Annotated in this window: 21 protein-coding genes; 20 read left to right on the forward strand and 1 reads right to left on the reverse strand. The window is 51.1% G+C overall.

Going from position 1 to position 25,225, the window contains the following annotated elements:
• Window positions 1–130: 130 nt before the first annotated feature.
• Complete coding sequence (gene map / locus ACO0U8_RS21505; protein ID WP_056781752.1) at window positions 131–922, reverse strand: type I methionyl aminopeptidase; 792 nt, start codon at window positions 920–922, stop codon at window positions 131–133.
• Window positions 923–1,288: 366 nt separating this feature from the next.
• Here map and rpsB point away from each other — a divergent pair, with 366 nt between their 5' ends.
• The 20 genes from rpsB (at window position 1,289) to tilS (ending at window position 25,177) form a co-directional block, all read left to right on the forward strand.
• Complete coding sequence (rpsB, locus tag ACO0U8_RS21510) at window positions 1,289–2,014, forward strand: 30S ribosomal protein S2 (protein ID WP_056781750.1); 726 nt, start codon at window positions 1,289–1,291, stop codon at window positions 2,012–2,014.
• 147 nt (window positions 2,015–2,161) lie between these two features.
• Entirely contained in the window at window positions 2,162–3,013 is an 852-nt protein-coding gene (tsf, locus tag ACO0U8_RS21515; protein WP_056781746.1) for a translation elongation factor Ts, read from the forward strand.
• Window positions 3,014–3,181: 168 nt separating this feature from the next.
• Window positions 3,182–3,913: a UMP kinase gene (pyrH, locus tag ACO0U8_RS21520; RefSeq protein ID WP_056781743.1), complete on the forward strand. Its 732-nt coding sequence runs from the start codon at window positions 3,182–3,184 to the stop codon at window positions 3,911–3,913.
• A gap of 106 nt (window positions 3,914–4,019) precedes the next feature.
• Entirely contained in the window at window positions 4,020–4,577 is a 558-nt protein-coding gene (gene frr / locus ACO0U8_RS21525; protein ID WP_056781740.1) for a ribosome recycling factor, read from the forward strand.
• Window positions 4,578–4,739: 162 nt separating this feature from the next.
• Entirely contained in the window at window positions 4,740–5,936 is a 1,197-nt protein-coding gene (ispC, locus tag ACO0U8_RS21530) for a 1-deoxy-D-xylulose-5-phosphate reductoisomerase (RefSeq protein ID WP_421671599.1), read from the forward strand.
• Window positions 5,937–6,181: 245 nt separating this feature from the next.
• Window positions 6,182–6,940: a (2E,6E)-farnesyl-diphosphate-specific ditrans,polycis-undecaprenyl-diphosphate synthase gene (gene ispU / locus ACO0U8_RS21535; protein WP_056781735.1), complete on the forward strand. Its 759-nt coding sequence runs from the start codon at window positions 6,182–6,184 to the stop codon at window positions 6,938–6,940.
• A gap of 9 nt (window positions 6,941–6,949) precedes the next feature.
• Window positions 6,950–7,798 (forward strand): phosphatidate cytidylyltransferase, encoded by an 849-nt coding sequence (gene cdsA / locus ACO0U8_RS21540; RefSeq protein ID WP_056781733.1) that lies wholly within the window; start codon window positions 6,950–6,952, stop codon window positions 7,796–7,798.
• Window positions 7,799–7,842: 44 nt separating this feature from the next.
• Complete coding sequence (gene rseP, locus ACO0U8_RS21545; RefSeq protein ID WP_122096990.1) at window positions 7,843–9,198, forward strand: sigma E protease regulator RseP; 1,356 nt, start codon at window positions 7,843–7,845, stop codon at window positions 9,196–9,198.
• 36 nt (window positions 9,199–9,234) lie between these two features.
• Entirely contained in the window at window positions 9,235–11,655 is a 2,421-nt protein-coding gene (gene bamA / locus ACO0U8_RS21550; RefSeq protein ID WP_056781730.1) for an outer membrane protein assembly factor BamA, read from the forward strand.
• A gap of 153 nt (window positions 11,656–11,808) precedes the next feature.
• The gene (gene skp, locus ACO0U8_RS21555) at window positions 11,809–12,306 is read left to right on the forward strand and encodes a molecular chaperone Skp (protein WP_056781728.1); all 498 of its coding nucleotides are present in this window, start codon (window positions 11,809–11,811) and stop codon (window positions 12,304–12,306) included.
• 2 nt (window positions 12,307–12,308) lie between these two features.
• Window positions 12,309–13,331 carry a UDP-3-O-(3-hydroxymyristoyl)glucosamine N-acyltransferase gene (lpxD, locus tag ACO0U8_RS21560; RefSeq protein WP_056781726.1) on the forward strand — a complete coding sequence of 341 codons (1,023 nt, stop codon included), beginning with the start codon at window positions 12,309–12,311 and terminating at the stop codon, window positions 13,329–13,331.
• A gap of 113 nt (window positions 13,332–13,444) precedes the next feature.
• Entirely contained in the window at window positions 13,445–13,933 is a 489-nt protein-coding gene (gene fabZ, locus ACO0U8_RS21565) for a 3-hydroxyacyl-ACP dehydratase FabZ (protein WP_183850297.1), read from the forward strand.
• Window positions 13,934–13,936: 3 nt separating this feature from the next.
• Entirely contained in the window at window positions 13,937–14,725 is a 789-nt protein-coding gene (gene lpxA, locus ACO0U8_RS21570) for an acyl-ACP--UDP-N-acetylglucosamine O-acyltransferase (RefSeq protein WP_056781724.1), read from the forward strand.
• Between the two features lie 18 nt (window positions 14,726–14,743).
• Window positions 14,744–15,892, forward strand: a complete 1,149-nt coding sequence (gene lpxB, locus ACO0U8_RS21575) for a lipid-A-disaccharide synthase (protein ID WP_056781722.1) — start codon at window positions 14,744–14,746, stop codon at window positions 15,890–15,892.
• Window positions 15,889–16,485: a ribonuclease HII gene (gene rnhB, locus ACO0U8_RS21580; RefSeq protein WP_217203815.1), complete on the forward strand. Its 597-nt coding sequence runs from the start codon at window positions 15,889–15,891 to the stop codon at window positions 16,483–16,485. Before lpxB ends, rnhB begins: the two co-directional genes overlap by 4 nt.
• A 73-nt stretch (window positions 16,486–16,558) precedes the next feature.
• Window positions 16,559–20,041 carry a DNA polymerase III subunit alpha gene (gene dnaE, locus ACO0U8_RS21585; protein WP_056781716.1) on the forward strand — a complete coding sequence of 1,161 codons (3,483 nt, stop codon included), beginning with the start codon at window positions 16,559–16,561 and terminating at the stop codon, window positions 20,039–20,041.
• Between the two features lie 12 nt (window positions 20,042–20,053).
• Entirely contained in the window at window positions 20,054–21,013 is a 960-nt protein-coding gene (gene accA / locus ACO0U8_RS21590) for an acetyl-CoA carboxylase carboxyl transferase subunit alpha (RefSeq protein ID WP_056781713.1), read from the forward strand.
• Window positions 21,014–21,202: 189 nt separating this feature from the next.
• Window positions 21,203–23,350, forward strand: a complete 2,148-nt coding sequence (locus tag ACO0U8_RS21595) for a lysine decarboxylase LdcC (RefSeq protein WP_421671600.1) — start codon at window positions 21,203–21,205, stop codon at window positions 23,348–23,350.
• A gap of 86 nt (window positions 23,351–23,436) precedes the next feature.
• A complete protein-coding gene (locus tag ACO0U8_RS21600; RefSeq protein ID WP_414070530.1) occupies window positions 23,437–23,829 on the forward strand; it encodes a VOC family protein in 393 nt (130 codons plus the stop codon).
• Window positions 23,830–23,833: 4 nt separating this feature from the next.
• A complete protein-coding gene (gene tilS, locus ACO0U8_RS21605; protein WP_421671601.1) occupies window positions 23,834–25,177 on the forward strand; it encodes a tRNA lysidine(34) synthetase TilS in 1,344 nt (447 codons plus the stop codon).
• The last annotated feature ends 48 nt before the right edge of the window (window positions 25,178–25,225 follow it).

Consider the following 25,225-nt stretch of genomic DNA (forward strand, 5'->3'; position numbering starts at 1 on the left):
GCAGGCTCTTTTCAGCAGAGAAGTTTTCAGTCATAGAAGCGCAGCCCATTCCTACACGTTAAGATAAAAAAAACCGGCTTTCGCCGGTTTGATTGACAGATTTATACCCTCTGCGCCGAGCGGGTCACTGTTAGTCGTGCGTCAGGATAGCCGGGATGGTGTCATCCTTACGCAGCGTCATAATTTCACAACCGTTATCAGTCACCACAATAGTATGCTCGTACTGAGCCGACAAGCTGCGATCTTTAGTTTTTACTGTCCAGCCATCTTTCATGGTGCGGATGCGGAAATCACCGGCGTTAACCATAGGCTCAACGGTAAAAGCCATACCGGCTTGCAACACTACGCCGCTGTCGTCGGCATCGTAGTGCAGAACCTGAGGTTCTTCGTGGAAGCCTTCGCCAATACCGTGACCACAATATTCACGGACTACGGAGAATTTTTCAGCTTCCACGAATTTCTGAATCTCTTTGCCTAACGTCCGCAAGCGGATGCCCGGCTTGATCAGACGCAGCGCCAGATACAGGCTCTCCTGCGTTACGCGGCAAAGGCGCTCACCGAGAATGGTCGGTTTCCCCACGATGAACATCTTCGAAGTATCGCCGTGGAAACCCTCTTTAATCACCGTGACGTCGATGTTGACGATATCGCCGTCTTTCAGAATTTTGTCGTCACTCGGGATACCGTGACAAACGACTTCGTTAATCGAGATACACACCGACTTAGGGAAGCCGTGATAGTCGAGGCAGGCAGAAATGGCATGCTGTTTGTTTACGATGTGATCAGAGCAAATGCGATCCAATTCACCGGTGCTGACGCCAGGTATGACGTAAGGCTCGATGATTTCCAGCACTTCGGCAGCCAGACGGCCAGCGACGCGCATTTTTTCGATATCTTCAGGGGTTTTGATTGAAATGGCCATGAGTCATCCTGCAGGTTTGTACATCCGGTGTGCTGTATTTCTTCACCGTTGTCGTCAATAATTAGCTGTGGCTTATGGTATCAGCCCTGATATTAGCTGCCAAACTATCATTTCCCGGTGCGTAATCCGCTGAACAAAAGTTGCTGCCCGACCGTTATTTGTGGTATAAAACGCGCCGGCAATCCGCTCTGGGTCCCAGACTCCGGGGGATTAAAGCCAAATTCACTCATATGTGTACTTATTAACGTAAGTAATAACACACACGTATCGACACATACGCCGGGGTGCCTTGGGAATTCGTTCTGCAGGGTCGGTTGTATGGGATACGTGGAGGCATAACCCCAACTACTTAATAGAGGTTTTATCATGGCAACTGTTTCCATGCGCGACATGCTCAAGGCCGGTGTTCACTTCGGTCACCAAACCCGTTACTGGAACCCGAAAATGAAGCCATTCATCTTCGGCGCTCGTAACAAGGTTCACATCATCAACCTTGAGAAAACTGTTCCAATGTTCAACGAAGCTCTGGCTGAGTTGCAGAAGATCTCTGCCCGTAAAGGCAAGATCCTGTTCGTTGGTACTAAACGCGCAGCAAGCGAAGCGGTAAAAGACGCTGCTCACAACTGCGACCAGTTCTTCGTGAACCATCGCTGGTTGGGCGGCATGCTGACTAACTGGAAAACTGTTCGTCAGTCCATCAAACGTTTGAAAGACCTGGAAATTCAGTCTCAGGACGGCACTTTCGAGAAGCTGACCAAGAAAGAGGCGCTGATGCGTACTCGCGAACTGGCTAAGCTGGAAAACAGCCTGGGTGGTATCAAGGATATGGGTGGTCTTCCTGACGCACTGTTCGTTGTTGACGCTGATCACGAACACATCGCTATCAAAGAAGCTAACAACCTGGGTATCCCGGTATTCTCCATTGTTGATACCAACTCCGATCCGGATGGCGTTGACTTTGTTATCCCTGGTAACGATGACGCAATCCGTGCAGTAAATCTGTACCTGAGCGCTGTTGCTGCCACTGTCCGTGAAGGCCGTTCGCAAGATCTGGCTGTTCAGGCAGAAGAAAGCTTCGTAGAAGCTGAATAATAAGGCAAGCTCAGCAGAGCCCTTATTAACCAGGTATTGAAATATGTTGGTTAGGGGGCCTTTATTGGCCCCCTTTGCTTATCTTAAATGCGAGAAATATCTCACCGCAAAAAGCCTTTTTGCACTGAGATAATCGAGGAAAATACAATGGCTGATATTACCGCTGCCCTGGTAAAAGAACTGCGCGAACGTACTGGCGCTGGCATGATGGATTGTAAGAAAGCTCTGGTTGAAGCTAACGGCGACATCGAGCTGTCAATTGAAAACATGCGTAAATCTGGCGCGATCAAAGCGGCGAAAAAAGCAGGCAACGTAGCTGCTGACGGCGTGATCAAAACCAAAATCGAAGGCAACTACGGTGTGATTCTGGAAGTTAACTGCCAGACTGACTTCGTTGCTAAAGATGCCGGTTTCCAGGCATTTGCTGACAAAGTGTTGGATGCTGCTGTTGCAGGCAAAATCACTGACGTTGAAGTGTTGAAAACACAGTTCGAAGAAGAGCGTATTCAGCTGGTTGCTAAAATCGGTGAGAACATCAACATTCGTCGCGTTTCTTCTCTGGAAGGCGATGTGTTGGGTAGCTACCTGCACGGTGCTCGTATCGGTGTTCTGGTTTCTGCTAAAGGCGCTGACGAAGATCTGGTTAAACAGCTGGCTATGCACGTTGCAGCAAGCAAACCAGAATTCGTTAAACCAGAAGACGTGTCTGCTGAAGTGGTAGAAAAAGAGTACCAGGTTCAGCTGGACATCGCGATGCAGTCTGGCAAGCCAAAAGAAATCGCAGAGAAAATGGTTGAAGGCCGCATGAAGAAATTCACCGGCGAAGTTTCTCTGACTGGCCAGCCTTTCGTTATCGACCCAAGCAAAACTGTTGGTCAGATGTTGAAAGAGCATAACGCCGACGTTATCAACTTCATCCGCTTCGAAGTGGGTGAAGGCATTGAGAAAGTTGAGACTGACTTTGCTGCTGAAGTTGCAGCGATGACCAAACAGTCTTAATCAGTACCTGATGCACAATAAAACGGAACCGCTGCATGTTGGCGGTTCCGTTTTATCCAGCCCCAAATTCCAATGACATTGTGCGATGTACTGTAGAACATCCGGTAACAACGCTATGATGTAAAGATTGAATTCTCATTAAGACACATTGCTTCTAGGACAGACACCATGGCTACCAATGCGAAACCCGTTTATCAGCGTATCCTGCTCAAACTCAGTGGCGAAGCCCTGCAGGGCAGTGAAGGTTTTGGTATCGACGCGAGTGTATTAGATCGTATGGCTCAGGAAGTGAAAGAGCTGGTCGAACTCGGCATTCAGGTAGGCGTTGTGATCGGCGGCGGTAACTTATTCCGTGGCGCGGGTCTGGCGCAGGCGGGCATGAACCGTGTTGTAGGCGACCATATGGGTATGCTGGCGACTGTCATGAACGGCCTGGCAATGCGTGATGCATTACACCGTGCTTATGTTAACGCGCGTCTGATGTCTGCAATTCCTTTGAACGGTGTTTGTGATAATTACAGCTGGGCTGAAGCCATCAGCCTGCTGCGTCATAACCGCGTGGTGATTTTCTCCGCGGGGACAGGCAATCCATTCTTTACCACCGATTCTGCAGCGTGCCTGCGTGGTATCGAAATCGAAGCCGATGTGGTATTAAAAGCCACCAAAGTCGACGGCGTATATTCTGCTGATCCGGTCAAAAACCCGGAAGCAACGCTGTATGAGACATTGACCTATCAGGAAGTGCTGGAGCAGGAATTGAAAGTGATGGATCTGGCGGCGTTTACGTTAGCCCGCGATCACAATCTGCCAATTCGTGTATTCAACATGAACAAACCTGGCGCACTGCGCCGCGTGGTGATGGGTGAAAATGAAGGGACGCTGATTTCTAACGCTGAGTGATCCTTCGCCATTGAACATTGTGTTCAGCCAGCCTGTGCTGGCATAAGTATTCACGGACTATACTGAGTATGGTCTGCCAGGTAACCAGCTCTCAAGGGTTCACATCGTGATTAACGACATTAAAAAAGACGCTGAAATTCGTATGGACAAATGCGTAGAAGCATTCAAAACCCATATCAGCAAAATTCGTACCGGTCGCGCTTCTCCGGGTATTCTTGACGGCATCATGGTCGAATACTACGGTTCTGCAACGCCACTGCGCCAGTTGGCTCAGGTAACGGTTGAAGATTCCCGTACCCTTGCTATCTCCGTCTTTGACCGTTCTATCAGCGCTGCTGTTGAAAAGGCGATCATGACATCTGATTTGGGTCTGAACCCTTCTTCTGCGGGCGCGACTATCCGCGTTCCATTGCCAGCACTGACCGAAGAGCGTCGTAAAGACCTGATCAAAGTCGTGCGTGGTGAAGCAGAGCAGGGCCGTGTTTCTGTGCGTAACGTCCGCCGTGACGCTAACGACAAAACCAAAGCGCTTCTGAAAGATAAAGAAATCAGTGAGGATGAAGATCGTCGTTCCCAGGACGATATCCAGAAACTGACTGATATCTTCATCAAGAAAATCGACGTTGCGTTGAGTGAGAAAGAAACCGAGTTGATGGAGTTCTAATCAGACTCGCTCGTTTTCTCCGATAAAGCGTCGCAAATGCGGCGCTTTATTTTTTACAGGCCTCAGATCTTTTATCTGTTTCCACAATCTCATGGACAAGCCGGATAAGAGGTTTCAGACTGTGCACTATTCTGAATTAATGGCGTTATCCCGGGCATTTTCATGAAACAAATGACTATTCTTGGTTCGACAGGTTCTGTCGGCACCAGCACGCTTTCCGTTGTCCGGTCTAATCCCGACGCCTTTGTGGTGAAAGCCCTGGTAGCAGGATGTAATGTGGACGTGATGGCGCAGCAATGTCTGGAGTTTCGTCCAGCCTATGCGTCAATGGCCGATGAACCGTCAGCCCGCGCACTGCGCAACATCCTGACTGAACATGGCGTCACCACTGAAGTGCTTTCTGGCGAAAAGGCGGCAATCGAACTGGCCGCGCTGGATGATGTTGATCAGGTCATGTCAGCCATTGTCGGAGCCGCAGGGCTTTTGCCGACGCTCGCCGCAGTGCGTGCCGGTAAGCAGGTCCTTCTGGCGAACAAAGAGTCGCTGGTCACCTGTGGTCGTATTTTCATGGATGCCGTCCGGCAGAGCCAGTCTCAACTCCTTCCTATCGACAGTGAACATAACGCGATTTTCCAAAGTTTGCCTGAAGCTGTGCAACAGCAACTTGGCTATGCTTCACTCGAAGAAAACGGCATCTCCCGCATTATTCTGACGGGGTCAGGTGGACCGTTCCGCGAGCTACCTTTGAACCAATTTAATGATGTGACGCCGGATCAGGCCTGCGCGCATCCGAACTGGTCTATGGGGCGCAAAATTTCAGTCGACTCCGCCACCATGATGAATAAGGGGCTGGAGTACATCGAGGCCCGCTGGCTGTTTAATGCGTCGGCTGCAGAGATGGAAGTGATCATCCATCCTCAATCGGTCATCCACTCGATGGTGCGTTATCGCGATGGCAGTGTGCTGGCACAACTGGGCTCTCCGGATATGCGCACGCCTATCGCACATGCAATGGCTTATCCTCGACGGGTTGCTGCAGGAGTGGAAGCGTTGGATTTCTGCAAGATGGGGGCACTGACCTTCTCTGAGCCGGATTATACACGCTACCCTTGTCTGCAACTGGCTATCGAAGCCAGTAATACCGGTCAGGCAGCGACAACTGCGTTGAACGCCGCCAATGAAATTTCTGTTGCTGCATTCCTAAACGGCGAGATCCGTTTCACTGATATTGCATCGGTCAACCGGGATGTCATGGAACAGCTGGTAAGTGCTGAGCCGGGCTCGGTGGATGAAGTTCTGGATATCGACAGGCAATCGCGGGCTTTAGCCAGGCAGAAACTTCGCACATTTGCGGTCTGACGCTAATTTTAGTGCTTATGCAGCAGTTTGTTAGCATCACATTGAAATGGTATAGTCTGCGCCACGCTGACAGTGGATTCAGGTTTTTAGTGCCTGGATCCCGTAAGTGGAATCGGTAAGCTGTCAGTGTAGCCGTGCCCGCAAGGGAGACACGGCTTTTTTGCGCGTGTTACAGCGCCAGCGTTTGATGTACAACGCCAGCTAAAAAGCCGTCGTGTTCTGATAAAAGGAAATGAGTACGCGTTATGTCCCTCGAAAATCAACAGATGTCTGATACGTCTTGCGCTCAGCCGCGCCATGTTGCCATTATTATGGACGGCAACGGTCGTTGGGCAAAACGTCAGGGTAAAATGAGGGTCTTTGGTCATAAAGCGGGCGTAAAATCAGTGCGTAAAGCCGTGAGTTTTGCTGCCAACCATCATTTAGATGCTCTTACGCTTTATGCCTTTAGTAGTGAAAACTGGAATCGCCCGGCTCAGGAAGTCGCCGCGTTAATGGAACTGTTTGTTCGTGCACTCGACAGTGAAGTTAAAAGCCTGCATAAACACAATGTCAGGTTGCGGATTATTGGCGATGTCAGTCGCTTTAGTGCTCGTCTGCAGGAACGCATTCGTCGTTCAGAAACACTTACACAAAATAACGACGGTCTTACGCTAAACATCGCTGCGAATTATGGCGGACGATGGGATATTATTCAGGGCGTTAAGGCACTGGCCGGTCAGGTTGAAGCTGGTGCGCTGCGGGCAGAGCAAATAACAGAAGACATGCTGGATTCAGCCGTCTGTATGAGCGAACTGGCACCAGTCGATTTGGTGATCAGAACCGGTGGGGAACATCGAATCAGTAACTTCTTGCTGTGGCAAATTGCCTATGCGGAGTTTTACTTTACGGATGTCCTCTGGCCTGATTTTGATGAAAATACCTTTGAAGATGCGCTAAATGCTTTTGCACAACGCGAGCGCCGCTTTGGAGGGACTACACCTATCGGCGCCAATGCGTCCTAGGGAGAACATTTGCTGAAGTATCGCATTATCACAGCTCTGATTTTAATACCGATTGTTATTGCAGCACTCTTTTTGTTACCACCGGTAGGTTTTGCCATTGTCACGCTGGTCGTGTGCATGTTGGCGGCGTGGGAGTGGGGGCAATTAGCGGGTCTGGGAACACGTAATCAGCGGATCTGGCTGGCTATCCTGTGTGGTTTTCTGCTGGCAGTCATGCTACTGAGCATTCCGGCCTATCATCACAGCGTGCAGTTGCCGCAGGTGAGTGGATCGTTATGGGCTGCGCTTGCCTGGTGGTGTGTCGCTCTGGTGTTAGTCGTGGGCTATCCTGCGTCCGCCGCATTCTGGCGTAATTCACGCGTGCTGCGTGTTTTGTTCGGTGTTCTGACGATTGTGCCGTTCTTCTGGGGCATGGTTGCGCTGCGCCAGTATGGCTATGCAGAGAATCCGCACACTGGCGCCTGGTGGCTGTTGTATGTGATGCTACTCGTCTGGGGCGCAGATTCCGGGGCTTACCTGTTTGGGAAGTTGTTCGGTAAACACAAACTGGCGCCTAAAGTCTCTCCCGGAAAAACCTGGGAAGGTTTCTTCGGCGGGCTGCTGACGTGTGCTCTGATTGCCTGGTTGTTTGGTCGTTATGCACCGTTGAGTGTTCAGCCGTCTGTATTACTCATTTGTTCCGTAGTCGCTGCGCTGGCTTCTGTACTCGGCGATCTGACGGAGAGCATGTTCAAACGCGAAGCTGGAATCAAAGACAGTGGTCATATGATTCCCGGGCACGGTGGAATATTGGATCGCATCGACAGCCTGACTGCTGCCGTTCCTGTATTTGCCTGTCTGATGCTGTTAGTGTATTAATCCGTCGCTGAGACGGTGAAGTTTTCTAAGGAATAGTTGGACATATGATGAACATACTCTGGAGCCTGGCCGCCTTTATCGTTGCATTGGGGGTGCTTATCACCGTGCACGAGTTCGGCCATTTCTGGGTTGCTCGTCGCTGCGGGGTGCGTGTTGAGCGCTTCTCTGTCGGTTTTGGTCGCGCACTGTGGCGCCGCACCGATCGCCGTGGAACCGAATATGTGCTTGCTATCATCCCCCTCGGTGGATACGTCAAAATGCTCGATGAGCGTCTTGAGACGGTTCCACCTGAGCTTAAGCATCTTACTTTCAACAGCAAGACGGTGTGGCAGCGTGCTGCTATTATTAGCGCGGGCCCGATTGCCAACTTTATTTTTGCTGTTTTCGCCTACTGGGTCATCTTCGTTATTGGCGTTCCCTCGGTACGCCCGGTTGTGGCTGAAATCACGCCGCAATCTATTGCTGCGCAAGCCAAAGTTTTGCCCGGTATGGAACTAAAGTCTATTGGCGGTATCGAAACGCCTGATTGGGATTCAATTCGTTTGTCGTTGATGGGTGAAATTGGCAGTAGCCAAATGACGCTCGGGGTCGCCGAGTTAGGTTCATCAACGGTAATTGAAAAAGTCGTCGATTTGCGTGAATGGACATTTGATCCTGAAACGCAAGATCCTGTGGTTGCGTTGGGTATCATTCCGCGTGGTCCACAGGTGGAGCCCGTTTTAGCTGAAGTACAAGCGGGTTCTGCTGCTCAAAAAGCAGGTTTGCAAGCGGGCGATCGGATCGTTAAAGTTGACGGTCAGGTTTTGTCGGGCTGGCGTAATTTTACGTTGCAGGTGCGCGATAATCCGGGCAAGCCTATGGCGCTGAACATTGAGCGTAATGGTGAGACTCTTGAGTTAACCCTGACACCGGAAAGTCGGACAGTAGGTAAAGGTATCGTACAAGGTTTTGCTGGGGTGGTTCCCAAAGTCATACCGTTACCTGAAGAGTACAAAACAGTTCGCCAATATGGTCCGTTTGTCGCTTTTTATGAGGCCGGTGCAAAAACCTGGCAACTGATGAAGCTGACGGTAAACATGCTGGGCAAGTTGTTTACCGGTGATGTAAAGCTGAACAATCTGAGCGGCCCAATCTCCATAGCACAGGGCGCAGGGATGTCAGCGGAGTATGGTTTAGTGTCGTACCTGACGTTTTTGGCGCTTATCAGCGTCAATCTCGGTATCGTAAACCTGTTCCCATTACCGATATTAGATGGTGGACACTTGGTTTTTCTGGCAATAGAAAAACTAAAAGGTGGTCCAGTTTCCGAGCGAGTTCAAAACTTCAGCTATCAGGTCGGTGCAGTATTGCTGTTCCTGGTTATGGGGCTTGCACTTTTCAATGATTTCTCCCGTCTTTAAGGCTGGAGATTAGGTTAGGAAGAACGCATAACAACGATGGCGATCAAAAAGTTGCTCATAGCGTCGCTGCTGTTTGGCAGCGCCACCGTATACGGTGCAGACGGTTTCGTAGTGAAAGATATTCATTTCGAAGGCCTGCAGCGAGTTGCCGTCGGTGCGGCGTTACTCAATATGCCGGTTCGCGTCGGTGATACGGTTACTGACGATGACATCAGTAATACCATTCGTGCATTGTTTGCCACTGGCAACTTTGAGGACGTTCGCGTCCTGCGCGATGGCGATTCTCTGATTGTTCAGGTTAAAGAACGTCCAACTATTGCCAGCATCACTTTCTCCGGTAACAAATCGGTCAAAGATGACATGCTGAAACAAAACCTGGAGGCCTCTGGCGTCCGTGTTGGCGAAGCGCTTGACCGTACAACAATCAGCAGCATCGAGAAAGGTCTGGAAGACTTCTATTACAGCGTCGGTAAATACAGTGCGTCGGTAAAAGCGGTTGTTACCCCTTTGCCCCGTAACCGTGTCGATCTGAAACTGGTCTTCACCGAAGGTGTTTCTGCCAAAATTCAGCAGATCAACATCGTAGGTAACCATGCCTTCAGTACTGATGAACTGATTTCACACTTCCAGCTTCGCGATGAAGTGCCATGGTGGAACGTGGTAGGCGATCGTAAATATCAGAAACAGAAACTGGCGGGTGACCTTGAAACCCTGCGCAGCTTCTATCTGGATCGCGGCTATGCCCGTTTCAACATTGATTCGACTCAGGTCAGCCTGACGCCGGACAAGAAAGGCATTTACATCACGCTGAACATTACAGAAGGCGAGCAATATAAACTTTCTGGCGTTGAAGTGACTGGCAGCATGGCCGGTCACTCAGCAGAAGTGCAAAGCCTGACTAAAATTGATAAAGGCGAGCTGTATAACGGCGCTAAAGTCACCAAGATGGAAAACGACATCAAGCAGATGTTGGGTCGTTACGGCTATGCCTACCCACGGGTGAATACACAGCCAGAAATCAATGATGCCGATAAGACCGTTAAACTGCATATCAACGTTGATGCAGGTAACCGTTTCTATGTGCGTCATATCCGTTTTGAAGGCAATGACACCAGTAAAGACAGCGTACTGCGCCGTGAAATGCGTCAGATGGAAGGTGCCTGGTTAGGCAACGATCTGGTCGACAAAGGTAAAGAACGTCTGAACCGTCTGGGTTACTTCGAAACCGTGGATGTGGATACGCAACGTGTACCGGGTACTCCGGATCAGGTTGATGTGGTCTATAAAGTGAAAGAACGTAACACCGGTACTTTCAACTTTGGTGTGGGCTACGGTACAGAAAGTGGTGTCAGCTTCCAGGTTGGTGTCCAGCAGGACAACTGGCTGGGTACGGGTAACTCCGTAGGCATCAGCGGTACCAAAAATGATTATCAGACTTACGCAGAATTCACGATCACTGACCCTTACTTCACCGTCGATGGTGTGAGTCTGGGTGGTCGTATCTTCTATAACGACTTTAAAGCGGATAACGCGGATCTGTCTGACTATACCAACAGAAGTTATGGTATTGGCGGTAACCTTGGTTTCCCAATCAATGAGAACAACTCATTGCGTCTGGGTCTGGATTACGTACACAACGATCTGTCCAATATGGAACCACAGATCGCCATGTTCCGTTATCTGAACTCTGTGGGCCTGAAACCTGCGGTCACCACCAGCGATAATGCTGATGCCGATTTCAGTGCTGATGACTTCTTCGTGAACCTTGGCTGGGGTTATAACAACCTCGACCGTGGCTACTTCCCGACTTCAGGGACTAAAGCCAGCCTGAACGGCAAAGTTACCGTTCCAGGTTCCGATAACGAATATTATAAAATTACTTTCGATTCAACCAGCTACATGCCGCTGAATCAAGATCGTGATTGGGTGCTGATGGGCCGTGCTCGCGCAGGTTATGCGGATGGTCTTGGTGGTAAAGAAGTGCCGTTCTACGACAACTTCTATGCCGGTGGTTCAAGCAGCGTTCGTGGTTTCCAGTCGAACACCATTGGTCCAAAAGCAGCCTATTACAAATGTACTACAGCTAATACCTCGTACAGCGGTTGTCCGATTGATAATTCGGACGATGCGGTGGGTGGTAATGCAATGGCAGTACTGAGTGCCGAACTGATTGTTCCAACTCCGTTTGTTAGCGAAAAATACGCTAACTCATTGCGTACTTCTCTGTTCGTGGATAGCGGTACTGTCTGGGATACAGGTTGGGAAAACACGCCGCAGACTATGGCTGCCGGTGTTCCTGATTACAGTAAACCAGGCAATATTCGTGTTTCTTCCGGTCTTGCGTTGCAGTGGATGTCTCCTCTGGGGCCATTGGTCTTCTCATACGCACAACCTGTTAAGAAATACGAAGGCGACAAAGCAGAGCAGTTCCAGTTTAATATCGGCAAAACCTGGTAACTCTCTGTCTGAAAAGCGCTTATTCAGCAGAATCGCAATGACCTGATGCTGAATTTGATACACGGGTTTCGGCCCGTGTATTGTTATTGCGTCAGGTGTTTTGTGTAATTTACTGTGCCAGATGGCACAAACGGGTGATGGAAGGAGTTTATAGTGAAAAAGTGGTTATATGCCGCAGGCCTCGGTTTAGTTATGGCTTCTTCAGCTAGCGTTCAGGCTGCTGACAAAATTGCTATCGTTAACGTCGCTAGCATTTTCCAACAGATGCCAGCACGTGAAGCTGTGGCCAAACAACTCGAAAACGAGTTCAAAAGCCGTGCAACTGATTTGCAATCTCAGGAACGTGATCTGCAAACTAAAATGCAACGTCTGCAACGCGATGGCTCGACCATGAAAGCCAGCGATCGTTCTAAACTTGAAAAAGACGTAATGGCTCAGCGTGAAGCGTTCTCCGCTAAAGCGCAGCAGTTCGAGCAAGACAACCGTCGTCGTCAGGGCGAAGAGCGTAACAAAATCCTGAGCCGTATCCAGGATGCTGTGAAATCTGTTGCAAGCAAAGAAGGTTATGATGTTGTTATCGATGCAAACGCAATCGCGTATGCAAGCAATGACAAAGATATTACTGCTGATGTGCTGAAACAGGTTAAATAAACATGTCTTCAATTCGACTGGCTGATCTCGCACAGCAGTTGGATGCACAATTGCACGGTGATGGCGAAATTGCCATCACCGGCGTTGCTTCAATGCATTCCGCACACTCTGAGCAAATCACGTTTTTATCAAACAGCCGCTACCGTGAACAGTTGGCCTCCTGCAAAGCAGGTGCCGTAGTGTTGACGGAAGCGGATCTGCCATTTTGCCCTACAGCGGCATTAGTGGTTAAAAACCCTTACCTGACCTATGCGCGTATGGCGCAACTGCTGGATACCACCCCGGCACCGGCACAGGATATTGCTGCGAGCGCGGTAATTTCTGACAGTGCTTCTTTGGGTAAGAATGTCTCGGTTGGCGCAAATGCAGTCATCGAATCTGGCGTAGTGTTGGGCGATAACGTTATCGTCGGCGCGGGCTGCTTTATCGGTAAAGAAGCTAAAATAGGCGCAGGAACCCGGATCTGGGCCAATGTTTCTATTTATCACCGCGTTGAAATTGGTGAGCAGTGCCTGATTCAGTCTGGCACTGTCATCGGTGCGGACGGTTTTGGTTACGCGAATGAACGCGGCAACTGGATTAAGATCCCACAACTTGGCACCGTGATTATCGGCGATCGTGTTGAGATTGGTGCCTGTACCACCATCGACCGCGGTGCGCTTGATGACACGATTATCAGCAACGGTGTCATCATTGATAACCAATGCCAGATTGCACACAACGTCGTGATTGGAGACAATACGGCCGTGGCCGGCGGTGTGATTATGGCCGGTAGTCTGAAAATTGGTCGTTACTGCCAGATTGGCGGAGCCAGTGTTATCAATGGTCACATGGAGATTTGTGACCAGGCCGTTGTGACAGGAATGGGAATGGTAATGCGACCAATCACTGAACCTGGGGTATACTCCTCCGGTATTCCGTTACAACCGAATAAAGTTTGGCGTAAGACGGCTGCACTGGTAATGAATATTGACGAGATGAATAAGCGCTTGAAAGCTGTCGAGCGTAAAATCGAAAAAGACTAATTACCATTTACGGTGCTGCTTTGTGTTCACTCAGTGAGTGAACCTGCGGCATTCGTTCCTATTTGCGGCCTGCCTGATGACCTTTTTTTGGGGTCTGGCAGGCCGTGTTTTTGATGCCATCAGTTTTTATAGACAGGAAGAGTATTTTGACTACTGACACTCATACTCTGCGTATTGAAGAGATACTGGATTTACTGCCACACCGTTACCCGTTCTTGTTGGTTGACCGCGTGTTGGATTTTGAAAAAGGGAAATTTTTGCGCGCAGTGAAAAACGTTTCCTTTAATGAACCGTTTTTCCAGGGGCATTTCCCAGGCAAGCCGATTTTTCCAGGTGTACTGATTCTGGAAGCCATGGCACAGGCTACCGGTATTCTTGCGTTTAAAAGCGTTGGAAAACTGGAACCGGGCGAACTGTATTATTTTGCAGCAATTGATGATGCACGCTTCAAACGTCCGGTGTTGCCGGGTGACCAGATGATTCTGGAAGTTGAATTCATTAAAGAGCGTCGTGGTGTTGCTCGTTTTAAAGGTGTCGCGAAAGTAGATGGTGAGATTGCTTGCGAGGCATCAATGATGTGCGCCCGTCGCCGGGAGTCTTAATACATGATAGACAAAACCGCCTTTATACATCCAAGCGCTATTGTTGAAGAAGGTGCCGTTATCGGTGCTGGTGTTCATATCGGTCCTTTCTGTTATGTCGGTTCCCAGGTGGAGATCGGCGAAGGTACTGAGCTTAAATCACACGTAGTTCTTAATGGCGTGACCAAAATTGGTCGCGATAACCGCATTTTCCAGTTCGTTTCCATTGGTGAAATTAACCAGGATCTGAAATATGCAGGTGAACCAACACGCGTTGAGGTCGGCGATCGCAACAATATTCGTGAGAGCGTGACCATTCATCGTGGAACCGTTCAGGGCGGTAGTCTGACAAAAGTGGGTAGCGATAACCTGTTGATGGTGAATGCGCATATTGCCCACGATTGCGTCATTGGTAATCGCTGTATTCTGGCGAATAATGCGACGCTTGGCGGTCACGTAGAGATCGACGATTTCGCTATCATTGGCGGTATGACCGCAGTGCATCAATTCTGCATCATCGGTGCGCACGTCATGGTTGGCGGATGCTCTGGCGTAGCCCAGGATGTGCCTCCGTTCGTGATTGCGCAGGGTAACCACGCGACACCTTTTGGTATTAATATCGAAGGGCTTAAGCGACGTGGTTTTGAGAAAGCAGACCTGCACGCTATTCGTAATGCCTATAAATTACTGTATCGCAGTGGCAAAACTCTGGAAGAAGCTCAGCCGGAAATCGCTGCGATTGCGGCTGAATTCCCGAAAGCCAAACCTTTCAGTGATTTCTTCAGCCGCTCAACGCGCGGCATAATCCGCTGATCTGCCCTACGGAAAACAATGCAAAAGCCTGTTCTTACAATTGGCCTGGTGGCCGGTGAAACGTCCGGTGACATTCTTGGCGCCGGGCTGATTCGAGCCCTGAAAAAGCACCATCCGGATGCCCGCTTTGTCGGCGTCGCAGGTCCGCTGATGCAGGCGGAAGGGTGTGAAGCCTGGTACGAAATGGAAGAACTGGCGGTAATGGGCGTGGTGGAAGTGTTAGAGCGTCTGCCACGCCTGTTGAAAATCCGCAAAGATTTGACCCAACGTTTCAGCGAACTTAAGCCGGATGTCTTCGTGGGCATTGATGCACCTGATTTTAACATCACGCTTGAAGGGCGTCTGAAACAACGCGGTATCCGCACGATCCATTATGTCAGCCCGTCTGTCTGGGCCTGGCGACAAAAACGCGTTTTCAAAATAGGAAAAGCCACCGATTTAGTCCTGGCGTTTCTGCCTTTCGAAAAAGCGTTTTATGACAAATTCAACGTTCCCTGCCGTTTCATCGGTCACACGATGGCTGATGCCATGCCGCTGCATCCTGACAAACAGGCTGCGCGCCTGTCTTTGGGGATCCCTGATGATGTGCATTGTCTGGCGTTACTGCCAGGAAGTCGTCATGCGGAAGTTGAAATGCTCAGTGCTGATTTCCTGAAAACAGCGCTGCAATTGCGACAGACTTACCCGGATCTCCACATTGTTGTGCCGCTGGTGAATGCAAAACGTCGCGAGCAGTTTGAACGTATCAAAGCGGAGATTGCGCCAGACCTTCCCGCGCATTTGCTGGACGGCAAAGGTCGCGAGGCCATGATTGCCAGCGATGCAGCATTGCTGGCTTCAGGAACGGCTGCGCTGGAATGTATGCTGGCGAAATGCCCGATGGTTGTCGGCTATCGCATGAAGCCTTTCACCTTCTGGCTCGCTGAACGCCTGGTAAAAACGCCGTACGTTTCCTTGCCAAACTTGCTTGCAAGACGGGAAATCGTCACCGAGTTGCTGCAAACCGAATGCGTTCCGGACAAACTTTCCGCTGCGTTATTGCCGTTGCTGGCCGGTGGTGAGAAAAGTCACGAATTGCAGAGTACCTTCCTGGAATTGCATGAAAGCATTCGCCGGAATGCCGATGAGCAGGCTGCTCAGGCTGTGATGGAGCTGGCACGCCGATGAGTGACATCTTTATCTATCCGCAGGCCGTCTGTATCGCCGGTGTGGATGAAGTCGGGCGTGGCCCGTTAGTGGGCGCCGTGGTGACTGCAGCGGTTATTCTCGATCCGGCTAACCCCATCAAGGGCCTGGCTGATTCAAAAAAACTCAGTGAAAAACGACGCGAAGCGCTGTATATCGAAATTAAAGAAAAGGCGCTTGCCTGGAGTCTTGGCCGCGCTGAACCGCATGAAATCGATGAAATCAATATTCTGCACGCCACCATGCTGGCGATGCAAAGAGCCGTTGCCGGGTTGGCTATCACGCCCGACATGGTATTGATTGATGGCAACCGCTGTCCGTTTCTTCCGATGGCCTCTCAGGCCGTGGTGAAAGGGGACAGCAAAGTGGCCGAAATCAGTGCCGCATCCATCCTGGCTAAGGTCACCCGCGATCGCGAAATGGTTGAACTGGATCTTCAGTTCCCTGAATATGGTTTTGCGAAACACAAAGGCTATCCGACGCCGGTGCATCTCGAAAGCCTTGCCCGGCTTGGTGCGACTGCGCATCACCGTCGCAGCTTCGCCCCGGTGAAGCGCGCACTCGGATTGGCGTAACGCGTCATCTTGTTCCTTTCGTGCCTTAGCGGGAAATACACACTCTACACTCACTCATTTCTGGACTCTGGATATGGCCGAACCTCGTTTTATTCATCTGCGTGTACATAGCGACTATTCCATGGTGGATGGCCTCGCGAAAGTGGGTCCGCTGGTGAAATGCGCAGCGTCACTCGGTATGCCTGCTCTGGGGATCACTGACTTCACCAACCTGTGCGGCCTGGTCAAATTCTACGGTGCCGCGCACGGTGCTGGCGTGAAACCGATCATCGGTGCCGATCTGAACATTCAAAGCGAGATCCTTGGCGACGAACTGGCGCAGCTGACCGTTCTGGCAATGAACAATCAGGGATATCAGAACCTCACGCTGCTGATTTCCCGCGCCTATCAGCGTGGCTATGGCGCGGCGGGGCCGATTGTTGATCGCGAGTGGCTGGCAGAGCTGAATGAGGGGTTGATCCTGATTTCCGGCGCGAAAATGGGGGATGTCGGTAAATTCCTGATGCGAGGTAACGATTTACAAGTCGAGCTGTGTCTGGATTTTTATCAGCAATATTTTCCCGACCGCTACTACCTCGAACTGATCCGTACCGGCCGGGCTGAAGAAGAAAACTATCTGCACGCTGCCGTCGCGCTGGCAACCGAACGCGGTTTACCGGTGGTGGCAACGAACGACGTACGTTTCATGGTGGCATCGGATTTTGACGCCCATGAGATCCGCGTGGCTATTCACGACGGTTTTACGCTCGACGATCCCAAGCGTCCGCGCAATTACACTGCTCAGCAATACATGCGCAGTGAAGATGAAATGTGCGAGTTGTTTGAAGATATCCCGGAAGCTCTGCAAAACAGCGTTGAGATTGCCAAACGTTGTAACGTCACCATTCGTCTTGGCGAATACTTCCTGCCGCAGTTTCCGACCGGAGAGATGACGACTGAAGATTTTCTGGTCGATAGATCTAAAATCGGGCTGGAAGAACGTCTTGAGTTTCTGTTTCCGGATCCCGACGTGCGCGCGCAACGACGCCCTGAATATGATGAACGTCTGGATATCGAGCTCAAAGTTATCAACCAGATGGGCTTTCCCGGTTACTTCCTGATCGTAATGGAGTTCATCCAGTGGTCCAAGGATAACGACGTACCGGTAGGCCCTGGCCGTGGTTCCGGTGCAGGTTCACTGGTGGCCTATGCGCTCAAAATTACCGATCTGGATCCGCTTGAATTCGATCTGCTTTTCGAACGTTTTCTTAACCCTGAACGTGTTTCCATGCCCGACTTTGACGTCGATTTTTGCATGGAAAAGCGTGATCAGGTCATCGACCATGTGGCTGAAATGTATGGCCGCGAAGCGGTTTCTCAGATTATCACTTTCGGTACCATGGCTGCCAAAGCCGTTATTCGCGACGTAGGCCGCGTACTGGGCCACCCTTACGGATTTGTTGATCGTATTTCCAAACTGGTCCCGCCTGATCCCGGCATGACGCTGGAAAAAGCCTTTGCTGCAGAACCGCAATTGCCGGAAATTTACGAAGCGGATGAAGAAGTTAAGTCTCTGATCGACATGGCGCGCCAGCTTGAAGGCGTCACCCGTAACGCCGGTAAACACGCCGGCGGTGTCGTGATAGCGCCGACCAAGATTACCGATTTTGCGCCGTTATATTGCGATGCTGAAGGTAATCACCCGGTGACGCAGTTCGACAAAAACGACGTGGAATATGCCGGTCTGGTGAAGTTCGACTTCCTCGGATTGCGTACACTCACCATCATCGACTGGGCGCTGGGCATGATTAACGCCCGTCGTGCAAAAGCGGGCGAACCCCCGCTGGATATCGCCGCGATTCCGCTGGATGACAAGAAAAGTTTCGACATGCTGCAGCGCTCGGAAACCACCGCGGTTTTCCAGCTTGAATCCCGCGGCATGAAAGATTTGATCAAACGCCTGAAGCCCGACAGCTTCGAAGATATGATCGCGCTGGTGGCATTGTTCCGTCCGGGGCCGTTGCAGTCCGGCATGGTAGATAACTTTATTGACCGTAAACACGGTCGCGAAGAGTTGTCCTATCCGGATATCCAATGGCAGCACGAATCTCTGAAACCGGTACTGGAGCCGACGTACGGCATCATCTTGTATCAGGAACAGGTCATGCAGATTGCGCAGGTTCTGGCGGGCTATTCGCTGGGCGGCGCGGACATGCTGCGTCGTGCGATGGGTAAGAAAAACCCGGTCGAGATGGCAAAACAGCGCGGCGGTTTTGAAGATGGTGCCAAAGCACGCGGTATCGATGGCGAACTGGCGATTAAAATCTTCGATCTGGTAGAGAAATTCGCCGGTTATGGGTTTAACAAGTCCCACTCCGCCGCTTATGCACTGGTGTCTTACCAGACGCTGTGGCTGAAAGCGCATTATCCTGCTGAATTTATGGCGGCGGTGATGACTGCCGATATGGATAACACCGAGAAAGTGGTTGGCCTGGTGGATGAATGCTGGCGTATGGGGCTGAAAATTCTGCCACCGGATATCAACAGCGGTCAGTATCACTTCCACGTCAATGAAGAAGGTGAAATCGTTTACGGCATCGGCGCGATCAAAGGCGTAGGTGAAGGCCCGATTGAAGCCATCATTGAGGCGCGTAACGAGGGTGGTTATTTCAAAGAGCTGTTTGATCTCTGTGCCCGTGCGGATGTGAAAAAGCTCAACAAACGTATTCTCGAAAAGCTGATCATGTCCGGTGCGTTTGACCGTTTAGGTCCGCACCGTGCCGCATTGATGAGCTCTTTGCCGGATGCCCTGAAAGCTGCCGATCAGCACGCCAAAGCTGAAGCTATCGGTCAGGTAGATATGTTCGGCGTTCTGGCAGAAGCGCCGGAACAGGTAGAGAAATCCTACGCCAACGTCATGCGCTGGCCGGAACAAACGGTACTGGACGGTGAACGCGAAACGCTGGGGTTGTACCTGACCGGCCATCCGATCACCCAGTATCTGAAAGAAATCGAACGTTATGGCGGCGGCCAGCGTTTGAAAGATATGCACCCGACGGATCGGGGTAAAATGACGGTTGCAGTGGGACTGGTTCTCGCTGCACGGGTAATGGTCACCAAACGCGGTAATCGCATTGGGATCTGTACGTTAGACGACCGCTCTGGTCGTCTGGAAGTCATGTTGTTCACCGAAGCGTTGGAAAAATTCCAGCATTTGTTGGAAAAAGACCGTATCCTTATCGCCACAGGACAGGTCAGCTTTGATGACTTCAGCGGCGGGCTTAAAATGATGGCCCGCGATATTATGGACATCAGTGAAGCACGGGAAAAATATGCTCGCGGTCTTGCTATCTCGCTGACTGACAGGCAAATTGATGACCAGCTTTTGAACCGTCTCCGCCAATCGTTGGAACCTCATCGATCGGGGACGATACCAGTGCATCTGTATTACCAACGAGAAAACGCAAGAGCCCGGCTTCGATTCGGGGCGTCATGGCGTGTTACGCCAACGGACAAACTGTTGCTGGATTTGCGAGGCCTGGTCGGTAGTGAGCAGGTGGAACTGGAATTTGACTAAAATAGGAATGCTATGAGTCTGAATTTTCTTGATTTTGAACAGCCGATTGCGGAACTCGAAGCGAAAATTGACTCGCTGACTGCAGTCAGCCGTCAAGACGAAAAATTGGATATTAATCTGGACGAAGAAGTTGCACGCTTGCGCGAGAAAAGCGTTGAACTGACCCGTAAGATTTTCTCTGATCTGGGTGCCTGGCAGATTGCCCAACTGGCACGCCATCCTCGTCGCCCTTATACGCTGGATTACATCAAACATATCTTCACTGATTTTGATGAACTGGCTGGTGATCGTGCATTTGCTGACGATAAAGCTATCGTTGGCGGGATTGCTCGTTTGGGTGAACGTGCTGTGATGATCATAGGTCATCAGAAAGGCCGTGAAACAAAAGAGAAAGTCCGTCGTAACTTCGGTATGCCTGCTCCGGAAGGATATCGCAAAGCGTTACGCCTGATGGAAATGGCAGAACGTTTCAAACTGCCTATCATTACCTTCATCGACACCCCTGGCGCATACCCAGGCGTGGGTGCTGAAGAGCGCGGCCAGTCTGAAGCGATCGCCCGTAACCTGCGTGAGATGTCACGTCTGAATGTGCCGGTCATCTGTACCGTTATTGGTGAAGGTGGTTCCGGTGGCGCACTGGCAATCGGCGTGGGTGATAAAGTTAACATGCTGCAATACAGCACCTATTCGGTGATCTCACCGGAAGGCTGTGCCTCAATTCTGTGGAAGAGTGCGGATAAAGCACCTCTGGCAGCAGAAGCGATGGGTATCGTTGCGCCACGTTTGAAAGAACTGAAGCTTATCGACTCGGTGATCCCTGAACCTCTGGGCGGTGCTCATCGTAATGTTGAAGCGATGGCGGCCTCACTGCGCGCCCAGCTGGAAGCTGACCTGAGTGATTTGGATGTGCTGAGCACTGAAGAATTGCGTAACCGTCGCTATCAGCGTCTGATGACTTACGGCTACTGCTGATCCAGCAACCGCTTATGAAAAGGCCATGCAACTGCATGGCCTTTTTTATTGCCGCAAATCCCTCCCACATCGTTCCGGGATTCTGAATTTTCCTTCCGTCTGTCAGAAATAGTCGCGAAAGGGTACACACCTGGCGCTAACCGTGTTTCTATAAATATATGAGATACCAATAAAAGAAGGATTTGTCAGATGAATATCATCGCTGTCATGCGCCCGGAAGGGGCTTACTATAAAGAAGAGCCAATCCGCGAACTGGATAGCGCCCTGACGCTTCTCGGGTTCCAGGTTATTTATCCGCGGGATCGCGCTGACTTACTGAAACTCATCGAAAATAATGCCCGCATTTGCGGGGCGATTTTTGACTGGGACGAGCATAGCGAAGAGTTGTGTACAGAAATTAATGAACTGAACGAATACCTGCCCTTGTACGCTTTCATCAATACTCACTCAACGCTGGATGTTGATGTGAATGAGATGCGGATGGTTCTGTATTTCTTCGAGTACGCGCTGACCGCCGCAGAGGATATTGCCAAAAGGATCCGCCAGTACACGGACGAATATATCGATACGATCACGCCACCGCTGACCAAAGCGCTGTTTAAATACGTGGAAGAAGGGAAGTACACCTTTTGTACGCCGGGACACATGGCGGGCACGGCGTTTCTGAAAAGCCCGGTCGGGACACTGTTTTATGATTTCTTTGGTGCCAAAACGCTGAAAGCAGACGTATCCATTTCGGTGACCGAACTGGGATCGTTGCTCGATCATACCGGCCCGCATCTGGAGGCCGAAGAATATATCGCACGCACGTTTGGTTCAGAACAAAGTTACATCGTGACCAACGGCACTTCGACGGCCAATAAAATTGTCGGCATGTACGCCGCGCCAGCGGGCAGCACGGTGCTGATTGACCGAAACTGCCATAAATCGCTGGCACATCTGATGATGATGACCAATGTCGTGCCGATCTATTTGCGTCCTCACCGTAATGCCTACGGCATTCTCGGCGGCATTCCCAAGCGTGAATTCACCCGGGAAAGTATCGAAGAGAAAATCGCCCTCACGGACAATGCGACCTGGCCGGTACATGCGGTCATTACCAACTCCACCTATGATGGGCTGCTGTACAACACTGATTACATCAAAAATACGCTGGATGTACCGTCGATTCATTTTGATTCCGCCTGGGTGCCTTATACCAATTTCCATCCGATTTACGCAGGGAAAAGCGGGATGAGTGGTGAGCGAATTCCCGGAAAAGTCATCTATGAAACCCAGTCTACGCACAAGTTACTGGCCGCCTTCTCTCAGGCGTCAATGATCCACATTAAAGGTGATTACAACGAAAGTACCTTTAATGAAGCCTACATGATGCACACCACCACATCACCCAACTACGGCATCGTTGCCTCGGCAGAAACCGCAGCGGCGATGCTGCGCGGAAATCCCGGACGCCGCCTGATCAACCGCTCGGTTGAGCGTGCGTTACATTTTCGCAAAGAGATCCAACGACTGCGCGAGGAAACTGATGGCTGGTTCTTCGATATCTGGCAGCCGGAACATATTGATGAAGCTGAATGCTGGCCGCTGAATCCGGATAATAACTGGCATGGCTTTGCGAACGCAGATGCCGATCACATGTATCTGGATCCGATCAAGGTCACGATCCTTACGCCCGGCATGGATGAAATGGGCAAACTGGAACAGGAAGGGATCCCGGCGGCGCTGGTGGCTAAGTTCCTTGATGAGCGCGGCGTGGTGGTCGAAAAAACCGGTCCGTACAATTTACTTTTCCTGTTCAGCATTGGCATTGATAAGACCAAATCCATGAGCGTGATGCGTGGTCTGACCGATTTCAAACGCAGTTATGATCTTAATCTGCGCGTTAAAAATATGCTCCCCGATCTGTACGCGGAAGATCCGGATTTCTACCGTCATATGCGGATCCAGGATCTCGCGCAGGGGATCCACAAGCTTATCCTCCGACATGATCTGCCGCGCCTGATGCTGGACGCATTTGAAACGCTGCCAGAAATGAAAATGACGCCGTATGAAATGTTCCAACATCAGGTGCGCGGACATGTGGAGGAATGTGACCTCGACGAACTGATCGGCAAAGTCTCGGCTAACATGATCCTGCCTTATCCGCCGGGTGTGCCCGTGGTGATGCCCGGTGAGATGATTACGGAAGAAAGCCGCGCGGTGCTCGATTTCCTGATCATGCTTTGCTCGATAGGGGAACGTTACCCTGGCTTTGAAACCGATATTCATGGCGCACGTCTCACCGAAGACGGTCGCTATCTGGTGAAAGTGCTGAAGCTCCCCGACGCGCAGTAATGACAGCCCTCATTATGAGGGCTTTTTATTGACGTCTCCGGATACGCTGAGTAACGTGCACACCAGGAATCTACAGGACATCATCCATGCTTAACCTTCGACAAATTCATCATATCGCGATCATTGGTTCCGATTATCAGACCAGCAAAAGCTTCTATTGCGACATTCTGGGCTTCACGCTGGTAGAAGAGTTTTATCGGGAAGAGCGTGACTCGTGGAAAGCCGATCTGGCACTTAACGGCCAGTACACCATCGAACTGTTTAGCTTTCCTCATCCGCCGGCGCGTCCGAGCCACCCGGAGGCCTGCGGGTTGCGCCATCTGGCGTTCAGCGTTGATGATATCGCGCAGGCCATCACTGCATTGACTCAGGCTGGCGTGAACTGTGAACCGGTACGTATTGACCCTTACACCGGCAAGCAGTTTACCTTTTTCGCCGACCCCGACGGCTTGCCGTTAGAACTGTACGAATCCCGGTAACGTTATGAATTCACGTCTGGCGAGGTTTTCTCTGCCTGAGCATCTGCGGGATAAAATTGGCAGTGCGCGAAAGCTTTGTGTCGCGTTCAGTGGCGGGCTTGATTCCACAGTGCTCCTGGCCGCACTGGCAGAGCTGCGCGAAAATCTGCCGGATCTTCAACTGCGCGCGTTGCATATTCATCATGGCTTAAGCCCGCTGGCCGACAGCTGGGTGGCGCATTGCCAGACGGTTTGCGCCCGGCATCACATCGCGTTTTCAGTCATTTACGTGAAGGTGAATGCACAGGATGGCGGTATTGAAGCCGCAGCGAGAACGGCGCGTTATCAGGCATTTTCAGACAATCTGACGGAAGATGAAGTTCTGCTCACGGCGCAGCATCTGAACGATCAGTGCGAAACTTTGATGCTGGCGCTAAAGCGCGGCAGCGGCCCCGCCGGTTTATCGGCGATGAGTGCAGACAGCATGGCATCTCAGCACCGGCTGTTAAGGCCTCTGCTGGAACTCAGCCGTGAGCAACTTGAAGATTATGCCCGGCAGAATCAGCTGAGCTGGATCGAGGATGACAGTAATCAGGATGCGCGTTTTGACCGTAACTTCCTGCGTCTCAATGTCCTTCCGTTGCTGTACCACCGATGGCCGCACTTTGCACAGGCCACCGCACGCAGCGCGGCACTGTGCGCTGAACAGGAATCCTTGCTCGATGAACTGCTAAGTGAGTCCCTTAGTGCGTTAACAGATGCGCAGGGCAGCCTTTGCGTTGAGGGAATGCTCGGCTTTTCTGAGGCCAGACGTTCTGCTTTATTACGCCGCTGGCTGGCCGGACAGGGCGCGAAAATGCCTTCCCGGGAACAGCTGAAAAGAGTATGGGATGAAGTGGCGCTGAGCCGCGAAGATGCGCAGGCGCAGTTAAGGTTGGGCATCTCGACGGTTCGCCGTTTCCGCCAGCGCCTCTATTTATTGCCCGAATTCCAGCCGCTGAAAGAGCTTATACTCCGCTGGGAGACGGCGCAGACATTAACCCTGCCGGACGGTCTGGGTTTTTTAGCGGTCGATCTCAATGTTGCCGGGGCGGGTGAAGCGTTCATTTGTCGCCAGCCGCGGGCAGAAGAGAGTGTCTCGGTGAGATTTCAGGCGCAGGGCAATATAGAAAAAGTCGGGCGTGACCGTGCGCGTCAGGCGAAAAAATTGTGGTCAGAGTTAGGCGTGCCGCCCTGGCAGCGCGAGCGTATTCCCCTCATTTATTATAATGAGCAGTTGATCGCCGCACCGGGCTGGTTTATCACCCGTCAGGCGGTCGCCGGCAATCATGATGCGCAGTGGCGGATCGTCTGGTCCGCTGCCAAATAAAATTTAAGATCAACAAGTTAGGCGGAAATTCTGCCCGTGGGAGTGGTG

The organism is Rahnella sp. EDr1-12, from assembly GCF_049206505.1.
GTDB lineage: Bacteria > Pseudomonadota > Gammaproteobacteria > Enterobacterales > Enterobacteriaceae > Rahnella > Rahnella rivi.